Genomic DNA, 20,313 nt, shown 5'->3' with positions numbered 1-20,313 from the left:
AGGGCATTTAACATGCCCTGCTTTTAACACCGGTCGGTTTGTTGTTAGTATCCCGGATTCTGTGACAGTGCTCCTCCACTAAGGTCGATCGCGTTGATCGGGATAGGAAGGATATTCATATTAGACATGAACGTGCCCACTTTGGTACCAAAATTAGGGATTGCCCTGGCTTCGTTCTGAGTGTATTCGTTGATCACACTTTCAGCTACGCCCCAGCGGGTCAGGTCGAAGTAACGATGCCCTTCCATGGCCAATTCCAGACGGCGCTCAAACCTCACGGCCTGACGGGCAACGTCCTGGGAAGGAAAGCTCGCGTAGGGCTCGATCTGGTAATTGGCTGCTGGCCCTGTACCGGTATCGTTCTGTACGTAAGAGCTGTTCTTGGCCCTGTTGCGCACCTGGTTCACATAATCCAGGGCTGTGGCCAGGTCGTTGGCCTCCACAGCGGCTTCGGCAGCCATCAGCAGTACATCGGCATAGCGGATGATGTGGTAGTTGATCCCCGAGTGCTGTTGCCCCCAGGCACCTGTACCAGCGTTGCCATCCTCTCCGGCATAGTACACGTTCTTCTTGGGAAGGTAGGGTCCGGAGATATCCGCAAAGCTGGCGCGGATCCAATCCTTACCGATATGTGTACCGTAACCGTTGTAGTCGATTCCTCTCCTACCCACGGTATAATCGAGTCTGGGATCCAGGGGTCCTGCTTCAGGAACAAAAGGATCTGCACTCTCCACACCATAATCGTTGGCGATATCACTGTCGTTAAAGGTATCTAACAAAGGAAGACCTGTTCCATCTGTCTTATAGGCGTTAGACAGGTCGATGGTAGGCTGGTAGAACCCGCAACATGAACCGAAAGGTCCAGGGTTGGGGAAGTTGAGCGTACCACCTCTGTTGCCGTTCAGGGATTGTCCACCATCCGTGGTAAACTGTATGGAGAAGATAGCTTCCACACTGTTGTCCCCGGCCAGTCGGAAGTTATCCACGAACTCAGGCAGGAGGGAATAGGGTCCATTGTTGATCACATCTGTGAACAAGGTGGCAGCTGCCGCGTACTCGGACTGGAACATATGAACCTTCCCGAGGTATGCCTTGGCGGCCCAGGAAGAAGGTCTTCCCACGTCAGACTGGGATGCTGGCAGGTTGTCTACCGCAAACTGGAAGTCGGCCTCAATCTGATCCCAAATTGGCCCGGAGTTCGGTTGGTTGAACTCGGTCGCGTCATAATTCTCCACGGAGATAAAGGGTATGTTCCCAAACATCTTTTGGAGTTCGAAATTGAAGTGTCCTCTCAGGAATCTGGCCTCAGCCAGTTGAGCGGTAAAATCGCCTTCTGGGATCTTATTGATCAGGCTTATCACTGCATTGGCTCGGTTTACACCGGCAAAACGCCCGTCCCAAACGGTGAGGTATGGGTTACCTGAGGTCCAGTCATAGATCTCTAATAAATAGAGGTCGGCCTGGTCCCCATCCGTACTACCCTTATGGGCATCATCCGCAAGGACGTCAAACCACCAGTTGTCACCACTCACGGCCCAGTCTGCACCGGGCTGGTTGTTCCGAATCCCGTCAAGGGCAGAATAGGCGCCCACCAACAGGAGATTTACCCCCTGTTCATTCTGAAGGGTCTGGTCACTGAGTGCCCCAATAGCCGGGACATCGGTAAAGTCATCGCTACAAGCAAATATTACAGCGAATAGGGTGAAATAAACAAAGAATCTCTTTTTCATTTTTTTTAGAATTTTACGTTAATACCTATAGTGAGTATCTGGGCCAATGGGAAGACAGGGTTAGGTCCATCGACACCCAAAGATAAGTTATCTGTTGAAATAACTTCAGGGTTGAGTCCTTCGTAATCCGTAATGGTGAACAGGTTGGTACCCTGCACGTACAGTCTCAGCATATCCAGGCGCAGGCTCTCCGTAATATTCTGGTCGAAGGTATAACCGACCTGAAGGTTTTTCATCCTCAGGAAGGAGGCATCCTCCACAAAATAGGAGTTTGGCTGGGTCTCGGCGTTCTGAATGGTCTGACTCAGAGCCGGAAGGGATGCATTGGTATTGGACGGTGTCCATGAATCCAGTACCCTGGTGCTCCTGTTCCCGTCAAAGAAAGTAGGGAAGTCGGTAAAGATCTTCTGATAGTTATAGGCATCGTTCCCCTTGGAACCGGAGAAGAAGGCAGATACATCAAACCCTTTATAGCCTGCGCTCAGGTTCACACCATAGGTGAAATCAGGGTGAGGAGAACCTATATAGGTCCTGTCCTCATCATTGATAGTGCCGTCCCCGTTCACATCCTCATAGGTAAAGCGCCCGTTGCTGTCAAAGCCTGTTACCTTCCTTCCGTAGTACTCGGAGATGGCCCGGCCTACTTCTGTACGAGTCACAGCCCCGCCTCGAAGGTCAGTACGTCCTACCTGGAAGTCGCTGATCAGGTCCTTCACCTCGTTTTTATAATGTGAGATATTGGCATTGATCGCGTAATTGAGTCCATAATCAGTTTCATGGTTATATCCGATAGAGAGATCAAAACCTGTGTTCTGAATATCTCCCAGGTTTACCAGAGGAGCCGTAGCGTCAATGGCTGTGGTACTGATCAGGCTGAAATCCCTGGTAATGAGATCCTGTGTATCGATATCGAATACTTCCAGGGAGAAGGTGAGGGCATTGTCCCACATTACCATTTCCACACCGAAGTTGGTAGTCACACTGGTCTCCCATTTCAGGTTGGGGTTACCTACCTGGCTCAGGATTGCCCCGGTAGCAATGCTGCTCCCGTTTAAACTGTAGTTGGCCAGGGACTCGTTCAGGTTGGAGATATTGATCGTGGGGTTACTCACCGGCAAGGTTTGGTTCCCCAGTTGTCCGTAGGAGGCTTTAACCCTTAACCTGTTGACAAACCCGTCCTGAGGGAAAAAGTCCTCATCACTGACCAGCCATCCGGCACTGAATGAAGGGAAGGTCTGGCTCTGGTTATCTCCCAGGAATCGGGAGGACTTATCGTTCCTCAGTGTCACAGTAGCAAAGTACTTTCCTTTATAGGAATAATTCGCGGTTCCGAAGATGGAGAACAAGGTGTTTCCTCCATCATAAGCAAAATCCACATTAGGAGTGCCGCTACCATTGCTCAGCAAATAGAAATCAGGGGTTTCAAACAGGTAACCATTCCTGCTGAGTCCTTTCCCCTTGCTGCTTTCTTCCACGGCCTCCACACCGGCGAGGGCGTTGATGTTGTGGTCTCCGATCACGGTGTTATAAGAAAGGATGTTGTTCCATGTCCAGGAATAATTATTGATATCCTGTTCGAAAAGGGTGTTGGTAGACAATGGCTCAATGAATTCAGGATCCAGGGCCTGGAACCTTCTCTGAGCGAAATTCTCGATGTTTCCACTCAAGGTAGTTTTAAAACTCAGCCCTTCGTAAAGTTCAGCCTGCAGATATACATCTCCGAAGACCCTAAAGATCTTGTTGTAATTGTCCGATCCTCGTGACAGCAGGGCCACAGGGTTACGGGTATTGCTCAACCCGGGTCCGCCGGATCCTGCAAAATCCCCTTCGTCATCGAAGACAGGAACCAGAGGAGTAAAGCGGTATGCCATGTTGATGGCTTCCAGAGTTCCTTCCTGCTGGCGGGAGAAGGAGGCATTGAGGTGTTCTCCTATGGTGATTCTTTCTCCTATTTTGAATTCTGAATTCAGCCTGGTGATCCCCTGCTTGAATCCTGTATCATTCAGGATACCTTCCCGATTCAGGTAATTGGCAGAGAGGAAATACCTGCCTGTTTCGTTACCATTTGAAATGGACAGGTCAAAATTCTGTGTGGGTGCATTCTGGGTGATTTCATCAAACCAGTTTGTACCATTGGGCTGATTTACCGATGCGGTCCTGGGTGCCCGGGTAATAGGGTCGTAAGAGACCACTCGGGTATATCCCTGAACAGTGCTCGGAACCACAGGAGATGCTCCACTGCCGTATTGTGGGTGAGAAACCGGGGCTCCGTCATTGGAGAGACTCTGGAAGATCATCTCCCCGTGTTGCTGTACATTGAGCAGGTCTGGCAGATTGGTAGCCCTCGAAACACCGGTATAGGCATTGAAGGTTACGGTAGGTTCTGCCTGATTGTATTTCCCGCTTTTCGTCGTAATGATCACAACCCCGTTGGATGCCCTGGCACCGTAGATCGCTGCAGCACCATCCTTGAGGACGTTCATCTGTTCGATGTCCCCGGGATTGATACTGTTTAGGATAGATGGGTTATCCGTTTGGACCCCGTCAATAATATAGAGGGGGTTGGTATTGTTGCTTGTACCAAAACCACGAATCACAATCTTGGGAGAGGCTCCTGGTGTACCTGCATTGGTAACCGTAACCCCTGTCACCCTACCTTCAAGGGCTTCGGCGGCATTCACCAATGGAACCTTGGTAGCTTCCGAAATATCGACGGAGGCAACGGACCCTGTAATATCTCCCCGGGTCTGGGTGGCATATCCGGTAACGACCACTTCGGAAAGCTGACTCGCATCTTCCGCCATTTGTACGTCGATCCTGCTCCTGCCATTGATAGGAACTTCCTGACGTGCAAATCCGATATAACTAAAAACTAGCACATCGTTTGCATTGGCCGTGATGGTATAGTTTCCATCAAAATCGGTTTGTGTTCCGTTGGTCGTGCCCTTTACCAGCACATTGGCTCCGGGCAGGGGTGCCCCCAGGTCGTCTGTAACCGTACCTGTGATGGTTTGCTGTACACTCTCTGCTTTGTCATCTGTGGGATAGGCCGGGTTGGCAACGGCCGCAGATACCGAAAAAAATAAAAGCAGAGAAAATACCCCTGCTGCGGTGGAGTTGCATACAGACCTCCACATACCGGGCTTCACCCCGTGTTGGTTAAGTCTTCGAATCATAATCGTGTCTCGTTTAGTTAGTTAATGATTTCGTGTTAATTCAGTCTCTGAACCTGCTATATCGATTTCGCAGGAATGTTAAAGAAATTATAAATTAAGTATAATATTAATAAAATTATGTGAAAGCCTCTACAGTATGTTTAAAAAATTTTTGGCTTCACAAGAAATGACGGGCCTTTTCATTCACCCTGATTTAAAATATTGGAGGCCTGGTTGATGCTTAATAGGATGAGTTGGTTCAGGTCCGAAAATCAGAATTCCATTTTTGTCTTATTAATTTTTTTAACTTGGCTTCAGTTCCTTAATTCATTCCCTATGCAAATCAAAGAGACCGCTGTTCAGTACGATGCCATCATTGTCGGATCTGGAGCGGGAGGCGGTATGTCTGCCAAGGTCCTGGCGGATGCGGGACTCAAGATCGCGGTCGTTGAGGCCGGCCCTTATTTCGACCCGAAAGACCCCAAGCAAATGACCCAGCTGAAATGGCCCTATGAATCACCCCGCAGGGGGGCAGGCACTTCCAGGGTCTTCGGGGAATTCGATATGGCCTATGGAGGCTGGGAGATTGAGGGCGAACCCTATACCCAAAAGGACGATACGAATTTCTGGTGGTTCCGCTCCCATATGCTGGGAGGCCGGACCAATCACTGGGGTCGTATCTCCCTGCGTTTTGGCCCCAAGGACTTTAAACACAAGGATGTAGACGGTCTCGGAGAGAACTGGCCAATAGGGTACGAGGATGTGAAACCCTATTACGACAAGGTCGATAAACTGATCGGGGTGTTTGGCACCAATGAGGGCCTGCCCAACGACCCGGACGGCTTTTTCCTTCCACCGCCCAAACCCAGGCTGCACGAGCTCTTTTATATCAAGGGGGCCAGGAAAATGAACATTCCCGTCATCCCCTCCCGCATGTCCATGCTCACGAAGAAGATCAACGAGGAAAGGGGTGTTTGTTTCTACTGCGGACAGTGTTCCAGAGCCTGCCAGGTCTATGCAGATTTCTCCTCGGGTTCCTGCCTGATCTTTCCGGCTCAGAAAAGCGGGGGCCAGGTAGACCTGTACGTGAATTCGGTGGTACGGGAAGTGACCACCAACGAGGAAGGTAAGGCCACAGGGGTATCCTATATCAATAAGGAAGACCGGAAGGAATACAAACTGAGGGGTAAGGTGGTCGTGCTGGCCGCATCTGCCTGTAGTTCGGCGCGTATCCTGCTGAATTCCAAAAGCGCCCAGCATCCCAACGGCCTGGGTAACAGCAGCAACCTGGTGGGCAAGTACCTCCATGATTCTACGGGGAGCAGCAGGGCCGGTTTTATTCCGGGCCTTATGAACCGAAAGATGTACAATGAAGACGGAGTGGGAGGCATGCACGTGTATACCCCCTGGTGGTTAGACAACAAGAATCTGGATTTTCCCCGAGGCTACCACATCGAGGTTTGGGGAGGTATCGGAATGCCCAACTACGGTTTCGGCTTTAATCCGAACGACTTCAACAAATTTTTCGGCCTGCCAACGGGCGGGTACGGTCCCTCCCTCAGAAAGGACGTCAAAAAGTATTACGGGTCCGTGATCGGGTTTGGAGGCAGGGGTGAGGCCATTGCGAGGGAAGACAACTACTGTGAGATCGATCCGACCACGGTGGATGAATTCGGTATTCCGGTGCTTCGCTTCAAGTACAAATGGTCCGATTTTGAGAAAAAACAGGCAAAGCACATGCAGCAGACCTTTGAAGAACTCATTCATGCCATGGGAGGGGAACCGCTTGGGGATACTCCTACCAAGGAGCAGGACTACGGTCTTTTGGCTCCCGGAATGATCATCCACGAGGTAGGAACTACCCGCATGGGAGACGATCCAAAGCGATCGGTCGTCAACAAGTTCCAGCAATTGCACGATGCAGACAATGTGTTCATCACGGACGCCGGACCCTTTGTCTCCCAGGCCGACAAAAACTGTACCTGGACCATCCTCGCCCTCTCCTGGAGAGCGTCCGATTATATAGTGGATCAACTGAAGAAACAAAATATTTAAGCCATGGACAGAAGAAAAAGTATAAAATCCATCCTGCTGGGGACCGTAGCGGGGGGACTCGCCATACACGGCTGCAAACCGGGAGAAGAGCAGGAGGCCCTGGCCCGGGAACTGGCCAAGGACGACAAGTACTTTGGAAGAACCCCGGAAGAGCTGGAGGAAATTGCCAAACTCAATGCGGAGCAGTTCTTCAACGAGCACGAATTGCAGACCATAGAGGTTTTGAGCAACCTGATCCTGCCCCCCAATGAGAATGGGGGTCCTACAGATGCAGGCGTACCTGAATTCATAGAATTCATGGCTAAGGATATTCCGGACCTACAGACCACGTTGAGGGGCGGACTCATGTGGTTAGACCACAAAAGCAACACGGATTACGGCACAGAATTCAAGTCGACCGTTGAAGAGTCCCAAAAGAAGATCCTTGATGCGATCGCATTTTACGACCCGAAAATCCCCATGGATGAGCACCCTCTGGAGATACAGTTCTTCAACCTGATGCGGAACCTCACCCTCACGGGATATTACACCTCAAAAGTCGGGATTCAGGACCTCGGGTACAAAGGCAATATGCCTAACATCTGGGACGGGGTGCCTGAGGATGTGCTGGAGCAGCACGGGGTGGCCTATGATGAGGAATGGCTTGCAAAATGCGTGGATCAGAGCAAAAGGGGTGTCATCGCGGAATGGGATGAAAACGGCAACCTCCTCACCTGAGTACTATCGTGAATACGTAAAACCGTGAAAAAACTAAAGAACATGAAGCGAATCAAGAAAATAATCACTCTATCCCTTATGGCGGGCCTCTGCCTTCAGAATATACAGGCACAGGAGGTCGGACTGCAATTCTACAGCCTCAGGAACCAGTTCAAGACCGATGTGGAAGGGACACTAAAGACCATTCACGATTGGGGGATCAGCAAGGTGGAAGGTGGGGATACCTATGGATTGCCCCTCGAAGATTTTAAAAAATTACTCGAGAAATACGACCTGGAAGTGGTTAGTGTGGGAGCCTCCTTTGAAGAGCTGGCCAACGACCCGGAAGGTGTGTCAGAAAAGGCCAAAGCCTTTGGGGCAAAATACGTCATGTGCGCATGGATACCCCACGATGGAGACGATTTCACGATCGAGGATACCAAAAAGGCTGTGGAAGTCTTCAACAGGGCAGGGGAAGTTCTATACAAACAAAACCTCACGCTGGCCTATCACCCTCACGGATATGAGTTCAGGCCTTATGAAGGCGGTACCCTGTTTGATTATATGGCAGAGAATGCCGAGGAATTCTACTTTGAATTGGATGTGTACTGGGCTCAGCACGGGGGTGCAGATCCGCTGGCGCTTCTGGACAAGTACACAGACCAGTTCGTATTGCTTCACCTGAAGGATATGGAAATAGGTCTGAAAGGGAACGATACAGGGCATGAAGACGTGGAGACCAATGTGGTACTGGGAAAGGGGCAGATACCGATCTATGACATCGTGGTGAAGGCAAAAGAGGTGGGGATAGAATATATGTTCATCGAGGACGAATCATCCCGGGTGCTCCAGCAGGTCCCCCAAAGCCTCGCGTTTCTCAGATCCTTCAAGACAGAGTAAGAGTAACGCACAAGGCATTAATCATCCCGGGCTACGGCCACGCCTACCATGGAATCAGCCGTGCCGTAATAGAGGAACCATTGGTCCCTGAAGTACACCAGCCCTTCTATAAAGGTCGTGCCGGCCTCGTACTGCCCACTCACCTCATGGGGCAGGCTGGGGCAGATAAAAGGTTCTTCCAGCCGTCTTAAGAAGCGTGCCGGATTTTCCTTTCCGAAAAGCACCTGCCCGCCGCAGTACGTATTCTCAGGGACGGTGCTTCCGGCTCCCTCCCCGCTGAGGTTTTTGCCGTTGTAAAGCACCAGTATACCATTTTCTGTATACAGGGCAGGTGGTCCGGGTTCTACCAGGTGACTGTCAAAATCATTGAGCGTGGGTTCGAATACGCGGAGCAAGTCTCCATGTTCATCGAGCAGAGGCTCCCAGTGTATGCCGTCTTCGGAACTTGCCAGATTCATAAAGAGCTCCCCCCAGTACATCCAGTACCTGTCCAGGATCTTTTTTGCGACCAACCGGCCATCAACCAGTTCTGTGACCACGGAACCCGACTTGCTCCAGGCATTCATGAATCTGCCGCCGTAGGCCGCATTAAATACAGGACCTTTCTTTTCCCACTCCCTGAGATCGTTGGAGATAGCTGCCGAGAGCCTGGCTACCTTCCTGTTCCAGCTGGTGTAGAGCATGAGATAGGTGCCATCGGGCAGTTCTACGACCCTGGGATCCTCAACCCCTCCCGGCTGGTCCCAGATCCCAAAGCCATCTTTGCTCGGGAAAAGCACAGGATGGGCATATTTCTCGAATTGCAGGCCGTCAGTACTGTAGGCAAGGCCTATCCTGGAGGTCCGCCCTCCCAGGATTGCATCCGGATCGTCCTCGGCCCTGAAGAGAAGAAAAACGGTATCGTTCCTGACGATGGCCCCGGGGTTGAAAACATCCGCCTTCTGCCAGTGTACGGTAGCACCGCTCAACGGATCTGTGAATTGCGCAGTACTGTCTGCCGCCAGAATGGGGTTGAAGGGAGGTTTTTCAAAGCCCAGGAGCCAGGGGTCCTGCCCCATAGCCATCTGTAAAAGGAAGAACGTCAATGAGGGAACGATAATCCAGGTCTTGGTCATGGGCCATTTTTTCATCATAGGAAAGATACGGTTTTCGGTCGTATCTTTGTGACCGAGTACCTTGCGATCATAGAAAAACCATGAAATCCGTTATCTTCCGATTGATCTTGCTCCTACTGTTTTTGGGTTGCATAGAGAAAGCACCTAAGATCACAGATAAGTCTTCAGAGATCTCCCCGATGATCTCTTCGGATACCATACCGGTGCCGGATACCAAAGAACCTCCGCCTCCTCTGGAGTCTCTGACAGATACCACCTTTGTGCGCCTGGCCGACTATTCCTCTGAATTTTCATATGACCTGAGGTATGCCACAGATAACAATTTCCTCAAGACCCAGGTGTATGATTGTGCGGAATGCTATACGCGCAAAAAGACGGCTGAAGCATTGATAGAGGCAAACAAAGAGTTGATGCAAAAAGGGTATCGCATTCGATTCTTCGACTGTTACCGGCCCAATTCGGTACAGTTTAAAATGTGGGAGATCTTTCCCAACCCTCAGTATGTGGCGAACCCGGTGAAGGGTTCGATTCACAACAGGGGAGGCGCGGTCGACATCACATTGGAAACGCTCGACGGGAAGGTGCTGGACATGGGAACCGAGTTCGATTTTTTCGGGAGGGAGGCTCACCATGATTACCTTCAACTACCCAAAGAGATAATCGAAAACAGAACACTGTTAAAGGGTGTTATGGAAAAGCACGGATTCTGGTCGGTCCGCACGGAATGGTGGCATTACAACCTGGGTGCGGCTTCCAGGGATCAGGTGGCGAATTTTAAGTGGGAATGTCCGGGGATGAAATCTTAGAAGATTGAATGACAATATTTTCGCCTATATTATTTGTAGTAAAAAATAAATAGACCTCTCCTCCGTCCTTTATCCCGAATTTCTTCCTGATCCCGGCCACACTTAAGGGAAAATTGCGGGCACTTACATTCGCTTTTTCCCCTTTGAGCCGACGCAGATTCTTTTTATTGAAGGGGATCACCTGGTCAATTCTGAAGCTGCGACCCGGGAAAGACAGGTGTTCGCGTGAAGTGTACAGGTGGCTGTGCTCGTGGAGCTTGTCAACGGCATAGGTTTTACACACGGTTTTAAACGCCCCTGCTTTAAGGAGGGCGCTATGAGGTTCATACAGGTAATCCAGGGGTGGGCCAAAGGAACAGGCTGCGGACCTTTCGTCTATCCAACGAAACTCCAGGCTTTCTTTTCTTCCTTTTGTGAGGTTCACTGCCGTGATCTCGATTTTTTCCTGTGTCGCGTCCTTTTGGAGGATCCACAGGAGTTCTTTTACCTCATTCTCCACCGCCACCACATGAATTTCCGCAACGGACCCGAACTGCTCGATACCGGCCTTCAGGTCGAGCATAGGGGAGGTCTTGACCATTACTTGTGCTCCCTTGTGCAGCAGCAGGTCCCGATGCAGGATAACGTCCGGTTCGCAGTCCGACAACAGGAAGACCTTTTTGTTGGAAGAAGTCCTCCGGCCGGGATCGAGAAAGATCCAGTCAAAGGTCTTATCGGTTTGCTTTAGAAACGCAATACCGTCTCCATGGTGGAATTGCACTTGCGAGACACCCAATACCTTGGCGTTGTGTTGGGCGATCTCATGCAATTCCTCGTCCAATTCACAATGGATCAGTAGGGGTACGGCCTTGCTGAAAAAATAGGTGTCCACCCCGAACCCACCGGTAAGGTCGGCCATGGTTTCCCCTCTAACCAGCTCGGCCTTATAGCGTCCTGTGATTTCCGAAGAGGTCTGTTCCAGGTTTACATTGGGAGGGTAGTAGATTCCCGGTTTTTGGAACCAGGTAGGCAGCTTATTTTTTGCCTTGTTCTTTCCCGAGAGTTGCTGGGCGAGTTCCTGGGGTGAGATATCCGGAAAAACGGGCTTAGAAAGGAGAACTGACATGATGTCAGTACCGTAATTATTTTCTATAAACTCCTGTACACCAGTTTTTAAAATGTTTTTATTCAAACTGAAACTATAAGTTTTGGGTAAGCCTCTTCACAATCTTGTTATCAGAGAGAAACTCCTTTAAAACCACCTTGATGGCGGTGTATCCCGGCACTGCTATGATCATACCCACGACCCCGAAAAGCAGTCCGGCGATGATGATGACCAGGAAGATCTCCAGGGGATGAGATCGGACGCTGTTAGAAAAAATGAAGGGCTGAGAAAAGAAGTTGTCGACCAGCTGGCCTATGACAAATCCGATCATAACCTTCCCTGTATTCGGCAATATGAATTCGGTAAAATCGGCACCCAGGTTGGAGGTCATGGTAAGGGTGACCATCAGCACAGCTCCTATGATGGGTCCAACGTAAGGAATGATATTGAAGAGGGCGCATAAAAATGCGATGACGATGGCATTGGGTATGCCCACCCACAATAGGGTAACGGTATAGATGACAAAGAGGATCAGGATCTGAAAGAGAAGGCCTACGAAATAGCGGGATAAGAGCCCGTTGATCTTCTGGATGGAATTAGACATACCGGATTCCTTGTTGTCCGGTACAAAGGTGAGCAATCCCCTTTGAAAGAGGGAACTGTCCTTAAGGAAGAAAAAGGAAATGAAAAGAACGGAGAACAGACCAATGCTGGCTGCGCTCAGGGTGTTAAGAAAGGAATTAAGGAAGTTGGGGATAAAGCCTATGTCGAGTCCGCTGAAAATACTTTTTTCAAGGTCAGTGCCCTTGATGAGGTCATTGACCTGGTCCGGAGAGGCACCGAAATAAAGGATGACCTCCTGGTAGAGGGTCGCCAGGTTGCTCTTTAGTTCCTCGATGTTGAGCAGGGAGAGATTTGCAGCCTGTTCTGCCACTAAGGGAAAAAAGAGGGCGATGATCCCTGCCAGCACACCGATCATCAGGACCATGGTAAAGATCACGGCCAGGGTATTGGGAAATTTCAGTTTTCTACGGAGGAAAAGCACCACCGGCCTGCCTATCAGGGCCACCACGGCTGCCATGGCGAGGTAGGCCAGAACAGACCGGATCTGATACAGGAAATACAATAAGACTCCCAGGCCCAGGAGGATACCCGTGGCCTGTAAAATACCATTTGAGATAGTTCTGGAATTCATAGATCAGTTCTTAAATGCGTATTGGATAATGTTCGCGCCCATCCTGAGTGCCTTTAACCTAACCTCTTCAGGGTCGTTGTGGACCTGAGGGTCTTCCCATCCATCCCCCAGGTCGCTCTCAAAGGTAAAAAGCAGGACGAGCCGGTTTTCGTCAAAGATGCCGAGTGCCTGGGGCCTTTTCCCGTCGTGCTCATGGATCTTGGGCAACCCTTCAGGAAATAGAAATTCCTGGCTGAAAATGGGATGTTCCGGGCTGAGTTCCTCAAGTTCCTTGTCCGGGAATACCTTTTTTAGTTCCTTCCTCAGGTAGGGCTCCATCCCGTAGTTGTCGTCTATGTGCAGGAATCCCCCTGCCAGCAGGTAGGTCCTGAGGTTCCTTGCTTCCTCATCGCTGAAATAGACATTTCCGTGCCCGGTCATATGGACAAAGGGATACTGGTATAGCAAAGGGCTGCCCGGCTCTACGGTCTGAGGCTTGGGGTTGATCCTGGTCTTGATGGCCTGGTTACAAAAACGGATCAGGTTAGGCAGGGCGGTGGGATTGGCATACCAGTCGCCCCCTCCATTATACTTCAATACCGCAATTTCCTGTGATGTCCCCGAAACTGGAACCAGTGAAAACAGGAGCAGGACAAGTATGTAAAAGGTGCGCATAGGACGTATGTATCTAAGTCTCAAAGGTAATCAATATGTGTTTCAACGCGGACAGGCCGCACGTATCCTCATATCTTTAAAGCCCGGGTTCTCTATCTGCTATTAAAAACGGCAACAGCGGTACAGGCGTAAATAGCAGCGGTCTCCGTCCGCAGCCTGCTTTCGCCCAGGGATACCGGCAGGAATCCTTTATCATAGGCCATGTCTACCTCCTCTTCCGTAAAATCCCCTTCGGGACCTACCAGGACCGTGATCCGTTTATCCGGCGCAATACGTCGTTTGAGTTCCATTTTTTCCTCTTCATGGCAATGGGCGATAAAGCGCAGACTGGGGTGTGGGGTCTGCAGGAACTCCTCCAGGGAAACGGGAGGGTGCAGCACGGGGAGATAGGTCCTGAGCGATTGCTTCATGGCCTCCTGAATCACCTTCTGAAGCCTCTCTATTTTCAAGGTCTTGCGTTCTGAACGCTTGCAAATGATAGGCGTAATCTCGTCAATCCCGATTTCCGTAGCCTTCTCGAGGAACCATTCAAAACGATCATTGCTTTTTGTAGGTGCAACGGCCATATGGAGGGAATGCATCTTGCGGTGCCTTTTTTCGGAAGAGAGGACCATGGCCCGAATGCTTTTCGGGCTTATCTTTTCCAGCCTGGCCTCGAACAGCCAGCCTTTACCATTGGTGATATGGAAAGTATCCCCTTCTTTTTTTCTCAAGACTTTCTGAAGGTGTTTGCTTTCCTCTGGGCCGAGATCGAACTCTTTGGTCTCCTCGGAGATCTCCGGATTGTAAAATAGTTGCATGCTATGTGGTATTCAAAGGTTTAATGTACGACGGGCGTGTTCGATACCCAGGGAAATCCACCCTGAGAGTTCTTCCTCATGCTCCATCGCTTCCGAAGAAACAAAGACGAATTCCTTCATGGGTTTTTTGTTGAAATCCATGGGTCTGACGCCTTCCATCCCAAGGATACCCTCCATTTTTTCCCCGACGATCCTGACCACCATTTCCTTCCCGATAACTCCCACGGTCATCTTCCCGCGGAGGAGAAAGGCAAGGCCGCCAAACATTCTTTTCTCGCTCATGTCATTTCGGATGGGGCCCGGAAAGGCCTGTAAACTGTTTCGAATCCTTTCTGCGAGGACAGTGTCAAACGGCATAGACAAAAACTTGTGATCAAAGAAAAATAAATATAGCTCTTTTTCCCAAATGGGGTTCCCGGGTATTTTCAATGTTACGGGATGTCATACCTCGCTTTGGCTGATATGCCCTGATCCGCAAAAGTAGCCTCCCTGTATTTCAGGTACCCCACGATCCCGATCATGGCGGCATTGTCTGTGCAGTATTCAAATTTGGGGATATAGGTTTGCCAGCCCGAATCTTTTTCGGCCTTTTTCAGGGCCGCCCTTATCCCTGAATTTGCGGATACGCCCCCTCCTATGGCGACCCTCTTTATGCCGGTCTGTTTGACCGCCTTTTTGAGTTTGTCCATGAGGATGGAGACGATGGTATACTGTATGGAGGCACAGATATCCTCCTTGTTCTGTTCGATAAAGTCGGGGTTCTGGGCGGTTTCCCTCTGGATAAAGTACAGGATGCTGGTCTTGAGACCGCTGAAACTGAAATCCAGTCCTTTAACCTTGGGTTTGGGGAAGGGAAACGCCCTGGGGTTTCCCTTTTGCGCCAGTTCGTCTACAAGGGGGCCACCCGGATAAGGCAGGCCAATGATCTTGGCGGTTTTGTCAAAAGCTTCACCCACCGCATCATCCAGGGTCTCTCCCAGGATCTCCATCTCGAAGTAATCCCTTACCAGCACGATCTGGGTGTGTCCCCCGCTGATCGTCATCGCGAGAAAGGGAAATACAGGGTTCCTGCTTCCTTCTTCCTTTATAAAATGAGCGAGGATATGGGCTTGCATATGGTTCACCTCAATGAGGGGGATTCCCAGACCCAGGGAAAGGGATTTTGCAAAGGAGGTGCCCACCAGGAGGGAGCCCAGAAGTCCGGGACCCCGGGTAAAAGCTATGGCTGAGAGCTGATTTTTGTCGATCTTTGCTTTTGCCAGGGCCTGGTGTATCACAGGGACTATATGTTGCTGGTGCGCCCTCGAAGCGAGCTCCGGGACCACACCCCCGTATTCCTCGTGTATCTTTTGTGTAGCTACAACATTACTCAGGGTGGTGTCGTTTTGCATCACAGCCGCCGAGGTGTCGTCACAAGAAGATTCGATAGCCAGTATGTATATATTTTGATTTTTCACCTAGCTTTGGAATAATTATTGGTCGCACAAAGGTAAATCATATCGTCCTATCAAAAAATTGAGAAAAATAGGGATTAGAGTACTGCTGGCAGTATTGCTGGTCTTGGTCCTTAGTTCCATCATTCTCTCCTTACCTGCGGTTCAGACCCGCCTTGCTAAATACGCCACCAAATCCATAAACGACGAATTCGGGACCAATATCAACATAGACCGCTTACGGGTCTCCCTGATCTCCTGGGACACGGCCCTCAAAGGGATCTTTATCCAGGATTACCGTCAGGACACCCTGATCTATATCCAGGAGCTCAATACCTCTATCCTCAGCATCAGGAACCTGATCAGCGGGCGTCTAGAGTTTGGTGAGATCGATCTTGAGGGGCTAAACTTCAAACTGCGAACCTACAAAGGGGAGACCAACACCAACCTCGACGTCTTTGTCGCCAAGCTGGACGACAACAAACCCAGGGACCCCGGAAGCCCTCCCTTCTTCCTCTCCTCATCGGACATCCATATCATCAATAGCAGGTTCCGGCTGATCGATGAAAACCTGGAGAGTGAGGAAATTCTGAATTTCAGGGACCTTAATCTGGATGCGGAGACATTTCAGATCCTCGGCCCGGAAGTGACTTCCGAGATCAGGAACCTCAAATTCGTCAGCAGGACCGGTATTGAACTCAACAAGCTCGACACCTCTTTTAAATACACTAAGCAGCAGATGAGGTTCGATTCCCTTCAGCTCCAAACTCCTAAATCCCTCCTTGCCGGAAACCTGGTATTCGACTACAACCGGGAGGACTTTGCAGATTTCCTCAACAAAGTGAACCTGACGGCCAACTTTGTGGATTCTCAGATTTCCCTGGATGAGGTAAACGCCCTGAGCAACCAGTTCGGTACCGGAAAGGAAGTGCTCTTTTCCGCCTCCCTGAACGGTGTGCTGAACGACCTCAATGTCAATGATCTATTGCTCACCACCGAGAATACCGGGATCCGGGGCGATTTCAACTTTAAGCACTTGTTTGAGAGCGAAAAGCCCTTTGTGCTCAAGGCCGGGATAAAGAATATCACCACCAGCTATTATGAAATGCGTTCGCTCATGCCTGATGTATTGGGGACCTCCATTCCACCGGCATTCTCCAGGTTCGGGCAATTTACCGTGCGAGGCGATGCCACTATCACCCTTTCCTCTGTCGAGGCCAGAGTCAATATCAACAGCTATCTCGGGAACAGTTATGTGGACTTGTCCCTGACGGACGTGGATAATATTAACGATGCCAAATACAAGGGTTTTGTTTCCCTGATCGATTTTGATCTGGGCAAATTTGCAGGGGATGACAATCTCGGTCGGGCATCCATGGACGTGAACGTCGAAGGCCAGGGTTTTGTTCAGGAAAAATTGAATACAGAGATCATCGGGCAGGTGTACAACCTGGGATTCAACAATTACGACTACCGGGATATTTCGGTGTCGGGTATCCTCAAGGACCAGCTCTTTGACGGTTCCCTGGTATCCAAGGACCCCAATTTTGACTTTACGTTCAAAGGGCTGGCAGATTTTGGGGGAACGGTCAACAACTTCAACTTCGACGCTTCGGTCGCCTATGCAGACCTGAAGCTCCTGAATTTTATCAAAGACAGTATTTCCATCTTCAAGGGCAATGTGAACATGGATATCTCAGGGAGTAGCCTGGACGACGTGGTGGGTAATATTTCTTTTTCCAACACGAATTACAAGAACGTCAACAACACCTATTATTTCGAGGATTTCAATGTCGTTTCCTCCTTTGACACAGACAGCGTACGGACCATTGAGATCAATTCCCCGGATATCATCACGGGATTTATGAGGGGGAAGTTCAGGGTGAACGAACTCGATAAACTCCTGAGGAACTCCATCGGAAGTATTTACACAAATTACAAGCCCTTTGAGATCTCTCAAGGGCAGGTCCTGGATTTCAATTTCAAGATCTACAACAAGATCGTGGATGTTTTCTTCCCCCAGGTGGCCTTTGATCCCAATACTTTTATACGGGGGAATATTGTCGCTGATGAAGGGGATTTCAAACTCAATTTCAAATCCCCACGGATCTCTGCCTTCGACAACGTTTTTGACAGCATAGACGTCAAGATCGATAATAAAAATCCTCTATTCAATACCTACATCTCCGTCTCAGAGGTGAAGTCGGTCTACTATGATCTCAAGGACTTCAACCTCATCAATACGACCCTGGCGGATACTCTGTTCTTCAGGACGGAGTTCAAAGGGGGGAGCGAATACAATGACAGTTATAATCTGAACTTCTATCACACCTTCAACGCTCAGAACCGTTCGGTGATCGGCCTCAAGAGGTCGGATGTCAATTTTAAGGGCAACACCTGGGTCCTGAACAAGGATGGAGACCAGAAGAACAAGGTGATCATCAACCGGTCTCTCGACAGTATTCAGATCGAAGAGATCGTGATGAATAACAACAACCGGGAACAGATCCGGCTCAGGGGCGAACTCGCAGACTCGACCTACAAGGACCTGCAACTCGATTTCAGGCTGGTTTCCCTCAACAAGATCGCCCCGGCAATTGACAGTCTCCGCCTGCAGGGTGAGATAGACGGAACCCTGAACATCCTCCAGAAGGACGACATCTATCTTCCGTCCTGTAACTTGCAGATCACGGATTTTGGGATTAATGATATACTCCTGGGCGAGCTCAGCATTGGGATCGTGGGGAACCGCGACCTTACGGAATACGTCGTCAATACCCAGATCACGGACAATGGAAGGGAAAAGTTCAGCCTGCTGGGGAATTTCACCAATAAGGATGAAGTGCCTGATGCCGACCTGATGGCAAATTTTACGAATTTTACCCTGGAACCTTTCAGTCCGCTTGGCGAAGGGGTCATCACGAACATACGCGGACTCGTCAACGGGTCTGCCCAGATCAGAGGAGACATACGGAACCCGAACATCAGTGGGCAGCTCACGCTGGATCGGGCGGGGATCGCCATTCCCTACCTCAATGTCGATTACGGTTTTGGCCCGAATTCATCCGTCAGGCTTTATAACCAGACCTTTGATTTCGAGAACATCCAGCTCACGGATGTGGCCATGAATACTACTGCCACCCTGGACGGGACCATCAGACATCAGTACTGGGACGATTGGAGTCTCGATCTCGCTGTCGACACAAGGGGAGATCGATTATTGATCCTGAACACTCCCTATGAAGAAGAGGTCCTTTACTACGGTACGGGCTTCCTCCGGGGTACCGGGAGGATCTTCGGTCCTACCAGGGCGCTGACCATCAAGGTTGAGGGGGAAACGGCCGCGGGCACTTCCCTGAAAATCCCGCTGAGCGATGTGGCCTCCGTGGGCGATTATTCCTTTATCAATTTTATTGAGAAAAAGGACGAACGGACCTTTGAGCTCGAAAGAACTCTTAAGGAATACGAAGGTCTGGAACTGAATTTTGACCTGGACGTTACACCCGAAGCGGAAGTAGAGATCGTGGTAGACCAGAAAACGGGCTCTTCCCTGAGAGGAACCGGGGAAGGTATCCTCCTTATCGAGATCAATACCAACGGCAAATTCAATATGTTCGGGGATTTTGTGGTGGTGACCGGAACCTATAACTACAGATTTGGCGGGGTGATCGACAAATCCTTTACTGTGAAGCCCGGAGGTAGTATCGTTTGGGATGGAACCCCTCTGGCAGCCCAGCTTAACATGGAAGCGGTGTATTCCCTCAATGCCAACCCTGCGCCCTTGCTCGACAATTCAGGGGTCACCCGGCGTATCCCCACCAACGTGGTGGTACTACTAACAGGGGAACTGGAGCGGCCGACGATCGACTTTAATATTGAATTTCCAGGCACGAGTTCCATCGTCCAGTCCGAACTGGAATACAAACTTCAGGATCCTACCGTAGAAGAGCGCAATGCCTTTTTCCTGCTCGCCCAGGGTACCTTTGTGGATGAGGGCAGCGGACTCAACCAACAGGCGGTGACGGGGAACCTGATACAGACGGCCTCCGGACTCGTCAACTCTTTGCTGGGAGGTGGTAACGATAAATTCGACTTCGGTTTTTCCCTGGAACAGGGAACCCTGGATCCCAGTCAGGTACAAACTGAAAATAGGCTTGGGGTGACCGTATCCACCCGTCTCAGCGACCGGGTGCTGCTTAATGGCCGGTTTGGAGTACCTGTTGGTGGGGTTAGTGAGACCGTTGTCGCTGGGGATGTAGAGGTGCAGGTGCTTTTGAATGAGGAAGGTACCTTAAGGGCAAAGATCTTTAACCGGGAGAATGAGATCCAGCAATTCCTGGCCAACCAGACCGGGTATACCCAGGGGATCGGTCTGTCCTATGAGGTCGATTTCAGCACTTTTAACGAATTGCTCAGGAAGGTGTTTCAGCCCAAGGAAGAAGCCGGAAAATCAAATTCAAGGCTCAAAAAAGAACAGGGGACCATGGGGAGGGACAGCGTGGTCAGGTTCTATCAGAAAACCAATACCAACCCCATCAAGGATTGAGAGCAGTTTAGTCACTTCGCAAAACCATACAGGGATTCCTGATTTTTTTTTAAACTACATCGTTTGATTAGGCATAAACAGGCAATTAAGCCCGAGCTAAGGTGCTGATTTGATATTTGTTTGTTATTTTTGGGATTCGATAAT

The 20,313-nt window shown here is 50.1% G+C and carries 14 protein-coding genes; 5 read left to right on the top strand and 9 right to left on the bottom strand.

What is annotated here, in order from left to right:
- Window positions 1-44 precede the first annotated feature (44 nt).
- Both GWK09_RS13705 and GWK09_RS13700 read right to left on the bottom strand, forming a co-directional pair.
- Window positions 45-1,730: a RagB/SusD family nutrient uptake outer membrane protein gene (locus GWK09_RS13705; RefSeq protein ID WP_163694034.1), complete on the bottom strand. Its 1,686-nt coding sequence runs from the start codon at window positions 1,728-1,730 to the stop codon at window positions 45-47.
- A 5-nt stretch (window positions 1,731-1,735) separates the two neighbouring features.
- Complete coding sequence (locus GWK09_RS13700; RefSeq protein ID WP_239530947.1) at window positions 1,736-4,906, bottom strand: SusC/RagA family TonB-linked outer membrane protein; 3,171 nt, start codon at window positions 4,904-4,906, stop codon at window positions 1,736-1,738.
- Between the two features lie 315 nt (window positions 4,907-5,221).
- On the opposite strand from GWK09_RS13700, the gene GWK09_RS13695 reads away from it, so the two are divergent.
- Genes GWK09_RS13695 through GWK09_RS13685 form a run of 3 tightly spaced genes read left to right on the top strand, consistent with a single transcriptional unit; the run spans window position 5,222 to window position 8,536 of the window.
- A complete protein-coding gene (locus GWK09_RS13695; RefSeq protein ID WP_163694033.1) occupies window positions 5,222-6,940 on the top strand; it encodes a GMC oxidoreductase in 1,719 nt (572 codons plus the stop codon).
- A 3-nt stretch (window positions 6,941-6,943) separates the two neighbouring features.
- Entirely contained in the window at window positions 6,944-7,657 is a 714-nt protein-coding gene (locus GWK09_RS13690) for a gluconate 2-dehydrogenase subunit 3 family protein (RefSeq protein WP_163694032.1), read from the top strand.
- Window positions 7,658-7,699: 42 nt separating this feature from the next.
- Complete coding sequence (locus GWK09_RS13685; RefSeq protein ID WP_163694031.1) at window positions 7,700-8,536, top strand: sugar phosphate isomerase/epimerase family protein; 837 nt, start codon at window positions 7,700-7,702, stop codon at window positions 8,534-8,536.
- A 17-nt stretch (window positions 8,537-8,553) separates the two neighbouring features.
- On the opposite strand, the gene GWK09_RS13680 is transcribed toward GWK09_RS13685, so the two are convergent.
- A complete protein-coding gene (locus tag GWK09_RS13680; RefSeq protein ID WP_239530946.1) occupies window positions 8,554-9,669 on the bottom strand; it encodes a glycoside hydrolase family 130 protein in 1,116 nt (371 codons plus the stop codon).
- A gap of 62 nt (window positions 9,670-9,731) precedes the next feature.
- On the opposite strand from GWK09_RS13680, the gene GWK09_RS13675 reads away from it, so the two are divergent.
- A complete protein-coding gene (locus GWK09_RS13675) occupies window positions 9,732-10,457 on the top strand; it encodes a M15 family metallopeptidase (protein ID WP_163694029.1) in 726 nt (241 codons plus the stop codon).
- On the opposite strand, the gene GWK09_RS13670 is transcribed toward GWK09_RS13675, so the two are convergent.
- The 6 genes from GWK09_RS13670 to tsaD form a co-directional block, all read right to left on the bottom strand.
- Window positions 10,426-11,562, bottom strand: a complete 1,137-nt coding sequence (locus GWK09_RS13670; protein WP_239530945.1) for a class I SAM-dependent methyltransferase — start codon at window positions 11,560-11,562, stop codon at window positions 10,426-10,428. The two genes, GWK09_RS13675 and GWK09_RS13670, sit on opposite strands and share 32 nt — an antisense overlap.
- 73 nt (window positions 11,563-11,635) lie before the next feature.
- Window positions 11,636-12,736, bottom strand: a complete 1,101-nt coding sequence (locus GWK09_RS13665; RefSeq protein ID WP_163694027.1) for an AI-2E family transporter — start codon at window positions 12,734-12,736, stop codon at window positions 11,636-11,638.
- Window positions 12,737-12,739: 3 nt separating this feature from the next.
- Window positions 12,740-13,390 carry a DUF4159 domain-containing protein gene (locus GWK09_RS13660; RefSeq protein ID WP_163694026.1) on the bottom strand — a complete coding sequence of 217 codons (651 nt, stop codon included), beginning with the start codon at window positions 13,388-13,390 and terminating at the stop codon, window positions 12,740-12,742.
- A gap of 92 nt (window positions 13,391-13,482) precedes the next feature.
- On the bottom strand, window positions 13,483-14,190 hold the full coding sequence (locus GWK09_RS13655; protein ID WP_163694025.1) for a 16S rRNA (uracil(1498)-N(3))-methyltransferase: 708 nt from the start codon (window positions 14,188-14,190) through the stop codon (window positions 13,483-13,485).
- A gap of 12 nt (window positions 14,191-14,202) precedes the next feature.
- A complete protein-coding gene (locus GWK09_RS13650) occupies window positions 14,203-14,472 on the bottom strand; it encodes a TfoX/Sxy family protein (protein ID WP_239530944.1) in 270 nt (89 codons plus the stop codon).
- A 149-nt stretch (window positions 14,473-14,621) separates the two neighbouring features.
- Window positions 14,622-15,647, bottom strand: a complete 1,026-nt coding sequence (tsaD, locus tag GWK09_RS13645) for a tRNA (adenosine(37)-N6)-threonylcarbamoyltransferase complex transferase subunit TsaD (RefSeq protein WP_163694023.1) — start codon at window positions 15,645-15,647, stop codon at window positions 14,622-14,624.
- A gap of 58 nt (window positions 15,648-15,705) precedes the next feature.
- Here tsaD and GWK09_RS13640 point away from each other — a divergent pair, with 58 nt between their 5' ends.
- A complete protein-coding gene (locus GWK09_RS13640; protein ID WP_239530943.1) occupies window positions 15,706-20,169 on the top strand; it encodes a translocation/assembly module TamB domain-containing protein in 4,464 nt (1,487 codons plus the stop codon).
- Window positions 20,170-20,313: the final 144 nt, after the last annotated feature.

The organism is Muriicola jejuensis (assembly GCF_010671595.1).
Lineage (GTDB): Bacteria > Bacteroidota > Bacteroidia > Flavobacteriales > Flavobacteriaceae > Muriicola > Muriicola jejuensis.
The sequence above is the reverse complement of the archived record's forward strand: the minus strand, read 5'-3'. Positions and strand labels throughout refer to the sequence as shown.

Bases quoted from the DNA above. Each gene is read 5' to 3' on its own strand.
- GWK09_RS13650 (WP_239530944.1), bottom strand. From the start codon at position 14,472: ATGAGCGAGAAAAGAATGTTTGGCGGCCTTGCCTTTCTCCTCCGCGGG.
- GWK09_RS13705 (WP_163694034.1), bottom strand. From the start codon at position 1,730: ATGAAAAAGAGATTCTTTGTTTATTTCACCCTATTCGCTGTAATATTT.
- GWK09_RS13695 (WP_163694033.1), top strand. From the start codon at position 5,222: ATGCAAATCAAAGAGACCGCTGTTCAGTACGATGCCATCATTGTCGGA.
- GWK09_RS13670 (WP_239530945.1), bottom strand. From the start codon at position 11,562: ATGTCAGTTCTCCTTTCTAAGCCCGTTTTTCCGGATATCTCACCCCAG.
- GWK09_RS13685 (WP_163694031.1), top strand. From the start codon at position 7,700: ATGAAGCGAATCAAGAAAATAATCACTCTATCCCTTATGGCGGGCCTC.
- GWK09_RS13690 (WP_163694032.1), top strand. From the start codon at position 6,944: ATGGACAGAAGAAAAAGTATAAAATCCATCCTGCTGGGGACCGTAGCG.
- GWK09_RS13700 (WP_239530947.1), bottom strand. From the start codon at position 4,906: ATGATTCGAAGACTTAACCAACACGGGGTGAAGCCCGGTATGTGGAGG.
- GWK09_RS13675 (WP_163694029.1), top strand. From the start codon at position 9,732: ATGAAATCCGTTATCTTCCGATTGATCTTGCTCCTACTGTTTTTGGGT.
- GWK09_RS13680 (WP_239530946.1), bottom strand. From the start codon at position 9,669: ATGATGAAAAAATGGCCCATGACCAAGACCTGGATTATCGTTCCCTCA.
- GWK09_RS13660 (WP_163694026.1), bottom strand. From the start codon at position 13,390: ATGCGCACCTTTTACATACTTGTCCTGCTCCTGTTTTCACTGGTTCCA.
- GWK09_RS13655 (WP_163694025.1), bottom strand. From the start codon at position 14,190: ATGCAACTATTTTACAATCCGGAGATCTCCGAGGAGACCAAAGAGTTC.
- GWK09_RS13665 (WP_163694027.1), bottom strand. From the start codon at position 12,736: ATGAATTCCAGAACTATCTCAAATGGTATTTTACAGGCCACGGGTATC.